This window comes from Mycoplasma sp. 4423 (assembly GCF_054353855.1).
In genome coordinates this window covers 39,112-51,923 of sequence record NZ_JBTHHJ010000007.1, presented here as the reverse complement: position 1 = coordinate 51,923, position 12,812 = coordinate 39,112, and the positions used below count along the sequence as shown (strand labels likewise).

The 12,812-nt window shown below is 29.5% G+C and carries 11 protein-coding genes; 1 reads left to right on the top strand and 10 read right to left on the bottom strand.

Features of this window, described 5'->3' with window-relative positions:
• The 4 genes from ACXYRN_RS01915 to ACXYRN_RS01900 form a co-directional block, all read right to left on the bottom strand.
• On the bottom strand, positions 1 to 632 hold a 632-nt coding region (locus ACXYRN_RS01915), incomplete at its 3' end, for a restriction endonuclease subunit S domain-containing protein (RefSeq protein WP_458607467.1).
• A 75-nt stretch (positions 633 to 707) separates the two neighbouring features.
• The gene (locus ACXYRN_RS01910; protein ID WP_458607466.1) at positions 708 to 1,358 is read right to left on the bottom strand and encodes a deoxynucleoside kinase; all 651 of its coding nucleotides are present in this window, start codon (positions 1,356 to 1,358) and stop codon (positions 708 to 710) included.
• The gene (locus ACXYRN_RS01905) at positions 1,349 to 2,023 is read right to left on the bottom strand and encodes a deoxynucleoside kinase (protein WP_458607465.1); all 675 of its coding nucleotides are present in this window, start codon (positions 2,021 to 2,023) and stop codon (positions 1,349 to 1,351) included. Before ACXYRN_RS01905 ends, ACXYRN_RS01910 begins: the two co-directional genes overlap by 10 nt.
• Before the next feature lie 216 nt (positions 2,024 to 2,239).
• Complete coding sequence (locus ACXYRN_RS01900; protein WP_458607464.1) at positions 2,240 to 2,662, bottom strand: hypothetical protein; 423 nt, start codon at positions 2,660 to 2,662, stop codon at positions 2,240 to 2,242.
• A 97-nt stretch (positions 2,663 to 2,759) separates the two neighbouring features.
• On the opposite strand from ACXYRN_RS01900, the gene ACXYRN_RS01895 reads away from it, so the two are divergent.
• Positions 2,760 to 3,338: a thymidine kinase gene (locus ACXYRN_RS01895; RefSeq protein WP_458597615.1), complete on the top strand. Its 579-nt coding sequence runs from the start codon at positions 2,760 to 2,762 to the stop codon at positions 3,336 to 3,338.
• A gap of 40 nt (positions 3,339 to 3,378) precedes the next feature.
• Here ACXYRN_RS01895 and pgmB read toward each other — a convergent pair whose 3' ends face one another.
• From pgmB to ACXYRN_RS01865, 6 genes are all read right to left on the bottom strand, one after another.
• Positions 3,379 to 4,041, bottom strand: coding sequence for a beta-phosphoglucomutase (gene pgmB, locus ACXYRN_RS01890; RefSeq protein WP_458597614.1), 663 nt, complete (start codon positions 4,039 to 4,041; stop codon positions 3,379 to 3,381).
• Positions 4,034 to 6,412 (bottom strand): glycosyl hydrolase family 65 protein, encoded by a 2,379-nt coding sequence (locus ACXYRN_RS01885; RefSeq protein WP_458607463.1) that lies wholly within the window; start codon positions 6,410 to 6,412, stop codon positions 4,034 to 4,036. The genes pgmB and ACXYRN_RS01885 overlap by 8 nt, the downstream gene beginning before the upstream one ends.
• A 7-nt stretch (positions 6,413 to 6,419) precedes the next feature.
• Positions 6,420 to 8,054, bottom strand: coding sequence for an alpha-amylase family glycosyl hydrolase (locus ACXYRN_RS01880; RefSeq protein WP_458607462.1), 1,635 nt, complete (start codon positions 8,052 to 8,054; stop codon positions 6,420 to 6,422).
• Complete coding sequence (locus ACXYRN_RS01875) at positions 8,035 to 10,056, bottom strand: alpha-amylase family glycosyl hydrolase (RefSeq protein ID WP_458607461.1); 2,022 nt, start codon at positions 10,054 to 10,056, stop codon at positions 8,035 to 8,037. The genes ACXYRN_RS01880 and ACXYRN_RS01875 overlap by 20 nt, the downstream gene beginning before the upstream one ends.
• Positions 10,057 to 10,261: 205 nt before the next feature.
• The gene (locus ACXYRN_RS01870; RefSeq protein ID WP_458607460.1) at positions 10,262 to 10,969 is read right to left on the bottom strand and encodes a GntR family transcriptional regulator; all 708 of its coding nucleotides are present in this window, start codon (positions 10,967 to 10,969) and stop codon (positions 10,262 to 10,264) included.
• Between the two features lie 23 nt (positions 10,970 to 10,992).
• Complete coding sequence (locus ACXYRN_RS01865) at positions 10,993 to 12,753, bottom strand: alpha-amylase family glycosyl hydrolase (RefSeq protein WP_458607459.1); 1,761 nt, start codon at positions 12,751 to 12,753, stop codon at positions 10,993 to 10,995.
• Between the last annotated feature and the right edge of the window lie 59 nt (positions 12,754 to 12,812).

The window sequence follows — 12,812 nt, the reverse complement described above, 5'->3', positions numbered from 1 at the left end:
TCTCAAGCGTGAGTAAATTCAGAGAAACGAATATTAGGAAATTTTGAGTTTTGATCAGGAAACATTTTAGATAGCAATGTAGACTTGATGTTCATTAAAAAGTCATATTTTCGCTTATGAAGTGAAAGGAAGGAGTCTAAGGAAATGAAAAGATGAGAGATTTTTTGTTGTTCATGCTTTGATGTAGTCTTCAACAAATTCTTTTCAAGCTCATTTAAATTAATATTTTTTCCTTGTCTTAATCCATAAGTTAAAGGAACAAGAGAATTTATGAACTTACTACTTTTAAAGACATACATTCAAAAATTTGGATGATGTTTATCTATATCTCTAAATCTTAGAACATTGTAAACAGGTGATGTAAGTCCTTCAAATTTAGAAAAGGCTAAACCACTATTAAAAGACGAAAGATGCAAAACAAAGTCGTTTGGTAGAACCCTTTTAAAACTCTCAAGTGATTTAACTTTCTTTTTGGATTCTTTTAGTATCATCCCATAATTAATTGATGCGGTTAAAAGTGGTAGATAAGCAAAACCTCTCTCGTCTACACGAAATAAAATTTGTCCAAAAGCATCTTGTTCTCACTCATCTTCAAATCCATTAAACCTCAAACTAGGTACTTTTTTGTCCATTTCTATCCTTTCTTTTTATAATTATATTTAAAAATATCAATTTTTAAATAGACAAAAATAGATATCAAATAATATCTATTTTTCGTAAATAAATAGATCTATAATCTTTGTTGCTTCTTCAAACACCTGATGGTCATCTAAATCATTTGTATTAATTATTTTATAAGGAATATTATATTTTTGCACCAATTTCTCAAACAAAGGACGATATAACTGATGTAATCTTTTAAAATAATCTATATTCAAATCAAAGTTTTCAATTTCAACATCTCTACCTCTTTTTAGGATGCGATTTTTAATTACATCAAAATCAGCATCTAAAAAAATTGCTAGATCAGGGTTATCTTTTAAATCTATAATATAATCGAACAAAGCATTGAATGCATTTAGATACTTTGATGGTTTTTGCTCAAGTGTAACAGTTGCAAAAATATGATGTTCAACATTAAAGCGATCTAAGAAGATGTGGTGCTGTTTATGATTATGATTTTTTAAAAACTCTGATTCAGCATTCTTAAATCTTTCTGAAATAGATTCAATGATGTATGATTGAAATGCAATGTCGATATTAGGATATTTTTGATAAATTCATTCTAAAAAAGTATTAAAAACATCATCATTGGAATCTAGTTCTTCTAATAACATTGAATTTTGATAATGATTAGCAAGTTGTTTGCTGAGTGTTGATTTACCACATCCAATCATTCCACTAATTGCTATTTTCATACTCGCTCTTTTGCTTTTGATAAATCAAAATTATCAATGATTTCAATTGCTTTTGCTAAAACTTCTGCTTCTGTAAGGTTGTTGGTATCAACAATAACATAATTTAGATGATATTTATCAGCTTGCTTGATAAATAAGTCCTTATAAACCCTATAAAGGTTTTTAAAGTAGTCTTTGTTCAGCTCGTAATTATTTATTTCAACTTCACGACCTCGTTCAAATAATCGCTTTTCAAAGGTTTCATAACTCATATCTAAATAAATTGCTAAATCAGGAATTTCTTCATCTGTAATCATATGTTCAAATAAAGCATCATAACCTTTTAAATAATTTCTTCCTTTAACTTTCAAATTTACATGTGCAAAAATATAATGTTCAATGCTAAAGCGATCTAAGATTAAGTGATTATTTTTTAAATCGTTATGTTTTGCAGCAAATTCTGTAAATAACTCTTGTAGTTTAGTTGTATGATTTTCCACAACATAAGTCTGTAAAGCCATTGTTAGGTTAGGTTTCTTTTCATACAATCATTTTAAAAAAGTATTGAAAACTACATCGTCTTTATCAAATTCATCTAAGATAACAGATGTTTTATAATGTTCATTTAATTTTTTGGATAATGTGCTTTTTCCACTACTTATCATCCCACTAATTCCTATTACCATTTTTCCTCCTGTGGTTTTTAAGTATAGCAAAAAAACAAATGCAAAACTAGCAATTAATTAAAAAGTTGATTAAAATTAATTATAAAAATTATTCATTTTACTTTTTTATCTTACTGATAGATAAAAAAGTTTTTGAAAAAGTTTCATAATTAAAAATTATCTAAATCATCTTAATTTAGATAATCTACTGAATTAATATTTTCATCGCTACTTCTATTAATTTTGTGGTTCTGAACTTTTTGCAGTTCCTTTTCCCTTAGCAATGTTTTGTAATTGCTCTAATAAAGTAGCATTACTTTTTGGATATTTTGCATCTGCTGCAGCATATTTTGCTGTATAGTCTGGAGTATTTTTGTCTAAATGCATAGTTTCTTGGTAAAATGCTAATGTATCTGCAACAACATCATCTGCTACATCTTTTAACTTATTTTGCATCTCAGTTTTTGCTTCAGTTTCTTTGCTTTCTATAAAGTTATAAGTTTTTTTAGTTTCTGTTAAAATTGCATTTATCAAATTATTTTTTTTGCTAGATTCGGTTGCTTTTGCTTTTTCACCTGAACCACAAGAAACAGCAGCGGCAACTGGAACTAACGATAAAGTAGCGGCAGAAAATGCTCAAATTTTCTTTTTATGTTTCATCTTTTTTCCTTTCTTGAAAATTTTATCAAAATTTGATAAAAGATATTTAGGAATTTTATAAAAGTTTTATAATGATATAACACACTTGAAAGGAAGAATGAACTTAAAAAGACCAGAAGGAACCTTAGAAGTAATTACTGGACCAATGTTTTCAGGTAAAACTGAAGAATTACTTAAAAGACTTAAAATTCTAGAAATAGCAGAAGTAAAAACAATGGTATTTAAACCACATTTTGATACTAGATTTGATAAAAATAAAATTGTAAGTCGCACAGGAGCAAAAACTAAAGCAATTGTTATTAAGCAATCAAAAGATATTATTGATCACTGAAATCCTGAATATCGAGCTGTTGCAATCGATGAAACTAATTTTTTAGATGATGGAATTTTTGAAGTTATCGATAAATTAGTATTAAGTGGAGTTAGAGTAATTGTAAGTGGATTGGATATGGATTTTTTAAGGCGTCCGTTCGGAGTTATGCCTGGTTTACTTGCGATCGCAGATGATATATGTAAGTTAAAAGCGGTATGTTTACAATGTAAATCTGATGCAGCCTTTTCATTTCGTAAGGATGTGAACAACGAGTTAAATGTATTAGGTGATAGCGAATATGAAGCACGCTGTCGCAGATGTCATATTTTAGGTGAAAAACAAAAGTATAAGAAAAGAAAATAATTTATTTGCCTATAAGCAAATAAAAACAGACATATGTCTGTTAGTTGAATTTTGCTAAAATAGTATCTAAATTTAATTGCGATGTAGATGTTAAAACAATATCTGCATTTTTAAATTCTTCTGCATTTGCTGTGATTGCAACAGCTTTCATCTTTGCATCTTTAATCCCTTGAATTCCAGCAACTGCATCTTCGATTCCGAAGCACTCACTTACATCTAAGGATAAACCTGCTGCAGCCTTAATAAAGATATCTGGCGCAGGTTTACCGTTCTTGATATCTCCCGGATAAACAATGTAATCAAAAAGGTTGATAATACCTAATTTTTCCAAGATAGTAGGGGCATTATAACTACTTGATGCAATAGCAAGTTTTAAATTTTTATTTTTTGCATCGGATAAAAATTTTGTTATCCCTGGTAAAATGGATTTTTCATTAATTTGTGTTTGCAAAAGTTCTTTATAGAACAAATTTTTTTGTTCACTTACTTCTAGTAATTTTGAATTATTTAGCTGCAAACTTGGTTTTTTAAGTTTTAAAATAGCTTTTAAGGTTTCGATGCGTGGTAAGCCGCGCAAAAGTTCATTATCTGCAAAAGTATAATCGATATCAAATTGTTTAACAACTTTTGCTCAAGATTGATAGTGTAAAATTGCTGTATCAGTAATCACCCCATCTAGATCAAAAATTATTCCTTTAATCATGGATAACCTCGAAAGTTTGTGGATTTTTATTTATATTTCTTTTTTGTCCATTGATTCAGATATAACCGTTAAATTTAGTATCTAAAATTGTTCTAATGCTAAAGTTTTGTTGATTTAAAACAACTTCAAATGCAGCATTTTGGTATTTAAAACGATATGTAAGTTTACTTCAATTTTTTGGAAGTAGTGGTTCTAGATGCAATGCATCATTATGTCAATTTAAACCTCCAAAACCAAAAACAATCATATGATAAATTGCAGCTAATGAACCAGCATGAATTCCTGCATCGGATGTATGCATTGCAGGACCTAAGTCCACATTGATTCCATATTTAAATAACTGGTAGGCTTTTTCAATCATTTTCAATCTGACTGCTTCGATGGTATATGTAACAGGAGACAGCGATGAATCGTGTGTTGTAACAGGTTCATAAAAATCAAAATTCGCTTTTCTTATTTCTTTAGAATATAAATGTGGTAGGATGTTTAACAGCAAAATAACATCGGCTTGTTTAACAAGTTGACAAGAAAGTAACGCATTTCCTTCTTGGGTGTTAAATAGTTTTTTGCCTGCATCACCTAACATCTGAAATGGTAGAACATTACCACGATGTAGTTGTAAAAACTGGTCATTTTCAGCGATAACTAAATTCTCATTTGGTTTTTGTTGCTTGAGTTTTTCTGAAACTTCTTTAAGTTTTGTTACATTAATTGGGTAAGGAATTTTTGATTTAATAATAGCTCATCAATAAGGTTTTTTCTTTTTTAATAAATTTATATATTTTAAAGCTAAATCAATATTGAACTTAGCTAACATATTGATATAAGCACTATTATCGATATTTCCTTTATATTCATTTGGACCCATTACATCTAGAATATGATAACTTCCATCACTTTGTTTTTCAGCACGTGATGCATAGAAAATAGCTGTATCGATAATCATTTCATATCCCATTTGTTCCATGAATTTTTCATCACCAGTAATTTTATAATATTGATTTACTGCAAAAGCAACATCAGCTGAAACATGAATTTCTTGACGACGTGAAGCGATGGGAATTTGTTTGCCGGTCATCACATCAGCTTGCCCTCAATATGGACATACCTCGCCATCAGTTGGTCATGCCATTTCTCAAGGGAACTGTGCCCCTTTTAAATTACTTTCTTGAGGTCTTTCTTTGATTTCTCTTGCTTTTGCACGAGCCCCTTCAATACCTTTATATCTATATGTTAGCAAGTTACGAGCAACCTTAGCTCGGTTGAATAAATAAATTGGATTAATAAAGAACTCGGTATCTCAATATGTATGTCCTTGATAACCTTCACCTGAAAGTCCTTTAGCACCCACATTTAAGTTGGTTGAATGTCTAGGTACAAACCCGTTTAGATGAAAGATTGCAAAATCAAGAGCGAGTGAATCGTATTTGCTTTCTTCATCGCCTTCGATTTTAACAAAGAATTCTTTTCAAACTTGAGAATGCATTTTTTCAATTGATTCATTTTTAAGTTCTTCATATGATTTATTAAGTAGTTGCTGATGTTTTGTATTTGCATTTTCGCGAATAACTTTTTTAGGTAATAAAGAATTTTTGCTATCAACTGATGTATGAACCGACATTAATTTTTCTAGTTCGATTACATCACCTGCCTTAGCATTTAATTTGATTTTAAAACCTACATAACGACGCTTCATTTCGATAACATAGTCGTCATTTCCACCCCTAATAAACTCACCATTTAAATAAAGTTTGGTGATAAGGTTATGAACTGCTCAACGCTTAGAAAGTGTAGTACACTGCTCCATTTGCAGTGATTCGGTAGTGATTCGGGTTTTAGCGCCTTCTCCAAAATGTTGAGTTCCAGAGTTGGTGACTTGTGCATTAATAGCAGGTTTGATAATAATTTCTATATCTTTATTATCGGTTGTTTCTAAAACTTTAATCTTAATTTTTTGTGCATAAACATTCGGATCATTTCTAGAAACAAAACGTTCAAAAATAAAACAGTATTTTCCGTGATCACGTTCTAATAAGATCTTACGTTTTAAAAAACCTTCTCGAATGTAAAGTGTTTTATTATACTCGTCACGGTTTTTAACATCAAAAGTTATACCGTTAATGATAATAGGAGTAGTCATTAAATCTGCTAAATTTACTAACTCAGGCGAATCGTCTTTGGTATCTTTATTAAACATCCCGTTAACAAAAAAGTCTTCTTTGTTATATGATGCTCTTTCTTCGTCTGCGCTCCGTATTCCCATATATCCGTTACCTAATGCAAAGATGCTTTCAGTTTTTGCAGTTACTGAACGGTTGAATTTAATTTGACTAATCCGTTTTTTCTCTAAATCGTATTTTAAAAAATCCATGTTTTCCTTAATTAACTTTGATTAATACAGATTCGTAAGGACGAAATGTGTTTGTTATTGGTTTATTATCACTATATGTTGATAAAATTTGTTGTCCTGTATCGATTTGTTCAAAAATTTCTTTGTTTGTAACATTTAAATATGCAATTAATTTTGTGTCTTGATACTCGCGAACGATTTTAATAAGTCCGCTGTAAGTAATTTCAAGATGTGAAGAACCTAATACAAAAACATCTCTATATGTTGTTTTACGCATTGAAATAAGGTTTTGATAAAAGTAAAAAATACTATTTGCATCTGCTAATGCAGTTTCAACATTGATATGTTCACTGTTTCTACCAAAATTGATTCAAGGTTTTGAACCTGCATTAAATCCGGCATTAGTTTGCTTGTTTCATTGCATTAGCGATCTTCCTGCATCGCGTGAATTGATATTTAGATATTTGATAAACTCTGATTCGCTATAAATTTTATTTTTATCTACTAAATCAGCGAATCCATTTTCAATATCGCAATCACGGAATTGTGATCTGTTATCAAAATGAGTATTTAATAAACCAATTTCTTCACCATAATAAATGCAAGGAATACCTTTTAAAGCAAAAAGCATTAGAGCATGAGATTTGGCTGCTTCGCTATGAAAAATACCTTCATCTCCCCATCTAGAAATGCTACGTGATGTATCGTGGTTAGATAGGAAATTGGTAAACATTTGTGTTGTAATGTTATTATTATGTTGAAAAGGTTGTTGCTGATAAACAAACTCTTTATAGTCTCAATTAGCATCGTATCCATTTCTGCCTGTTTTTCTACCTCAACCGATTCATCATCAAGCAAAATTGAAGTAGTTTTGTGAAACTTGATTATCACCTTTTGCATATTCTAATAATTCATCTGCTGTTATTCCTGAAGCTTCCCCTAATGTGTATGCATCTGGTTTGTTTTTAAATGCTTGTTCATTGAATTTTTTAAGATATTCAACTGCTCCATCACATCAAGCAAAATAAGGGTTAGCAGCAACATTATCAAAGGTTTTTGCTACATGTTTAATAGCATCAAGTCGAAAACCACGAACACCTAAATTGTATCAAAAATCTATAACATCAGACATTGCATCAATGGTATTTGGATGTGCTCAGTTTAAATCAACTTGTTCTTTTGAAAATAAGTGAAAGTAGTATTTTTGAACACTTTGAACATATTCTCATGCAGAACCACCAAAAATACTTTGTGCTTTTGCTTCTTCATCGGTAAGTTTTTCTCTTCAAATAAAGTAGTTATGTTCAACGTTTTCAACCGATTCACAGGCTTTTTTAAATCACTGGTGTTCATTTGAGACATGATTTAGCACAATATCCATAATAATATCAATTCCATATTCTGCAGCTTTTGATGACATTAATCTAAAGTCTTCTAAGGTACCAAATTGTTTTCATACTGATTTATAATCAAGCACATCGTAACCAGCATCGACGAAGTTAGTGTCATATGTTGGACATAATCAAATAGCATTTATTCCTAATTTATGTAGATATGGAAGTTTTGTGATAATCCCTTGTAAATCCCCATCTCCATCGTTGTTCGCATCATAAAACGATCTAGGGAAAATTTGGTAAATAATTTTATCTTGCAGTTTTATCATTTCTTACCTCTAATAATACTGATGAGTGTGGTGATAAAATACCATTTTTATACTCAATTTTTGAGTTGAATAAAACTTTTAAGTCTTTGTCATAGGTATATTCTTCATCAGAGAAGTTATGAATTACCTGAATAACTTGTTTTTGATAAGTTATTTTAAAAATTATGATTTTTTTTAAGGTATCAACATCAATAAATTTAAGACATTGGTTGATTAATCTATTACTATGGAGTCTAAAAAATGGAGTTTTATTACGGTATTTATTTAATTTTTTAAAGAACTCAAAAGCATATTTTTCAACTTTTGGATTCTTTAGGTTTTTTCATTTGATTCCGTTGGTGTAGTCAGTTGTTTTATATGAATTTGACTGGTATGCAGACTTATCTGGATAATACTTAAAATCATCATAGGTTGATACCACACAGCGATCAGTTTCGCTTCCTGATATATCACACGGTTTACTTTGAAGAAGTTCTGTTCCGGCTAAAACAAGTTGTTTTCCTTGAGTAAATATTGTCATCATTAAAGCTTGTCGATACATTTCAATACGTTGAATTAACGATAAATCATTAGTTGTAGTGTTAATTTTATCTCATAAAGTCATACCATCGTGACATGCTGCATAAGCTAAATTTACTGAAATATCATTGGCAAAAAGAGCATACGGATCTTTTGAATAATATATATTTCCAAAATTGTAATCCTTAATGCCACCTACAATGCTTGTTACATATTGACGAAATAGTTCGATATCAAATTTTGAAATTAAGCCAGGTGCATATTCAGAGTGTTCATCACCTTTGATAGCATTACGAACCGAATCGTTAAAGTATCCAAAAGCAATGTCATTTCCGGTTACTCCTTTGATGTAGCAGATGTCATGTTTTAAATCACCACATCTTCAGGCTTCACCGTGTAAGATAAGTTTTGGATTTATTTTACGCAGTTCCTTAGCAATTTCATTAAATGTTTCAGCATGCATAAAGCAAGAAAGGTCGAAACGAAAACCATCAACTCCGAATTCTTCGACAAAATATTTTAGCGAATCTAAAATAATTCGTTTTACCATATATCTTTCATCAGCAAGGGGTGGATATGTAACAGGTTTAACCTTAGCATTATCTCGATAATAATAACCAGGTAAAACATTATCATAGATGTTGTTGGTCATCATATGATTATAGACAACATCTAAAATAACTCCAACTCCTTTTTTATGTGCATTTGAAACTAAATTACGAAATTCAGCGATTTTTGCGTATGGATCTTTAGGATTACTGCTGTATTGAGCATTTATTGCAAAATAATTATGAGGATCATATCCTCAGTTGTAATTAGTAGTTCATCCACTTCCTTGTCCTTTTTTAAGGATGTTTTGGTTATTTTCATTTAATGCATATGTGCTATGAATAGGTAGAAACTGCACGTGTGTGATACCGAGTTTTTTGACATATGAGAATAAATCTGCTTCTAATAGAGCATTAAATGTCCCTAGTTTACTTTTAAACTCTTTTTGACTTTTTAAACTAGTAAAGTCACGAACATGTAACTCATAAATTAATGCATCGGTGCTATTATTAAGTTCGGTAGCGAATTTTTTAGGAACAGAACCTGCTTTTTTTGAATTTATATTAACCAATGCTCCATAACCTACTTTATCTTCTTTACCTTCTCAATCAAATGCAGCCAATGAAATAGCATATGGGTCTAAAGCATTTGTAATGCTACCATCTGAATGTCAAATTTTATATTGATAAAAATATCCTTCAAAATGTAATGGTATTTGTGTTTTTCAAACTGTATCTATTTTTAATGAATCAAATTTTTGAACAAATTTTAAATTACTATCATAGAGCATCACTTCGACTCTTTGAGCAAGTGGCTGTCAGAGCTTTAGTTGAATATGAAAGTCTGAAAATTTAATTCCTAAATCAGGTTTTTTATATGCATATTTTTCATCAAAATCTGCATAAAACCTTTTGTTTTTATTCTTAATATTCATATGCAATATTATAAATTTATTTTGTCTTTTTTAGGTATAAATTAATAATTTTCTTGACATATCAAAGAGATAATTTTATGCACCTAAAATATAATAAAAAAATTAAAAACAGCATAAAAAATGTGCTAGTTTTTAACTTTTTTTCAATAAATCAAATTTCTTTTATTACTAAGAGCAAGATAAAAAATAAATTTTATTTTAAAAATTATACATATAATGAAAATTCTTGATGATAGAATTTAAAATGTTCGGGTTTTATATAATATTTCCCTGCTATACAAATGCTATCGCTGTCATAACCTCAAAAAGCAATAACAACCATGTTATCAACACCAAATTTATTTACTTTTTCATATTTTAATTCATAAACAATATTTTTTAGACTATGTCGATCAATTAGAATGTTGATAATTGGTGTTCTAGTATCAATAGGTTCAAATTCATCAATGTTTTTAGTAGAAACATATATATCACCTTCAGCAATAATCTCACCTGCTTTTTGATAGTTCATTTTAAAAGAACGATGTCCTTCGGTAAAAATAATATTTTTTTCTTTAAATCAATTCGGCAAGGTTTCCTTAGTTTCACTGCCAAGAATTCTATCAACCCCGATCAAATAACTTATAGGTTTAATTAGGTTATGAAAATTTTCTGCTACAAAGTGGCCACGTTTTGAAATAGAGTAAATTGCACCAATAGAAAAAAGTTTCTGATAAGCAGATACCACAACAGAACGTGAACAATTAAATCGATTCATAAGTTGATGTTCAGAAGGCATAATCATATTTATAGGAATTTTTTTAGTCGAAATTAAATCAATTAAATACTTAATCAAATTATTAGTCTTGGTTTGATTAAGGTTTGTTTTTTCATTTGTGTCTTTTTGATACTTGACTGGACTATTCTTTTTCATAAATATATTTTAACAAAATAAAATTATTTTCTAATTAACTTGAAAATAACATATCCACCTTGTTCGATTCAGATTCTTCATGATTCGTTTTTTGCTTTATATAGCAAAATTTGTTCAAAGTGATAATTACGAGAAATTTTTAATAAATCAAGTTCTTTATGTTGATAGTTACAAAAAGCAAATAATAAGTATTCTTTTTGTTGTCCTAAGTCTTTTCGGATTATAACACTACTATAATCAACTGTATCAACAAAATCATAAGGATTTGCTATCGTATCAGCATCTGTTAGTGATAAAAATGGATAATCTTTTCTTAGTTTTGCCATAAACTGAATTAGTTTGTATGCTTGTCCTTGCTTGCTTTGCACATCAGCGCTTTCTAAATTAAGTGCTGATGTAAACATTATATGATCACCAAAACTTTCTTTTACTTTCGGATCATAAATAAAGCAGTTATAAGTATTATTTTCCCATTTCATTGGTTCTCTTAAGGTAGGATCACCATAATATCTAGTTGAATAATAATAAAGTTCATCTGCTGCATAAATAATAGGTGTGGCAGGTAACGCTAAAAGCACAAATAATGCAATATTTAGTGCTTCTTTTTCTGATGTTGTAAGATTATCGTTAAATTTATATCATTTTTTCTTACTGATTTGACTGCGATATACTTCAAGTCATCTACGCACATCATGGTTATCTAAAAACGGGATTCATTTAGCTTTTTGCGATGTATTTTGATATTCAATTAACATATTTTTTAGTTGATTATATTCAATTCTAACATCTGGATTGTGTCTGAAAAATTTTCCACCATCATAGATTGTATCTAACCCGATGTTACCATCTGCATCCTTTAAATACATTAACCCTTTGACAGCATCTGAATTAACTCACTCACCCATCATAAACACTTCTTCTATGTTTTCTGCATCAGTAATTTGTTTTGATGCATCCCTTAGAAGGTGAAAAATTTTTGCTTCATTAAAATTGTTTTTAGTTTCAATTTCACTTGAATAATATTCTGCAAAAGCATCGTAACGAAATCCATCTACACCAACAGCTGTTCAAAATTTTTGAATATGAATCAGTTGTTCAATAACTTTATAATTATCTAAATTTAAATCAGGCATCCCGTAAGAAAAACGTGCTAAGTAGGTTCGATTAGTTGCATTTATATCTGTGGTAAAGGGATATTTGCTTTTTATTTTCAGGTTATCAACTTTAACATCTGAATCATATAAATTTATATCAAGACGATAAAAGTCACTGTATCCATCATTAGCAAGTGCTGCTTGAAATCAAGGATGTTCATAAGAAGTATGATTAAATACCATATCTAAATAAACTTTGATTCCGTGTTCATGTGCTGTGTTTAAAAAATCAATAAAAGCATTCATGCCACCCAATCGTGAATCAACATTGCAATAATCAATAACAGAATAGCCGTGATAACTTGACGCAGGATGGATTGGGCTTAATCAGATTTGATCGACTCCGAGGTTGCTAATATATTCAATTTTATCTTTTAAACCGATAAAATCCCCGATTCCATCATTATTTCCATCAGCAAAGTTATATATTAAAACTTGATAAATTATGTTGGTATTTTTGTAATTTTCTAACTTCTTTGCCTTTGGAGCAGTTAAAAACAGATTTTTATAGTCTGTATGATATTCATAATCGACGCGATTGTTATCTCATGATGCAGCAGTTTTAAAAGGTTGTTTTTTAAGCAAATATGAATAATATAACTTGTAAAAAGTTTTACTAAAAGATTTCATAGGAATAAATGATATCATAATGGATTAATAATTTTTGTATAAACTTGACAGGTTAAGAA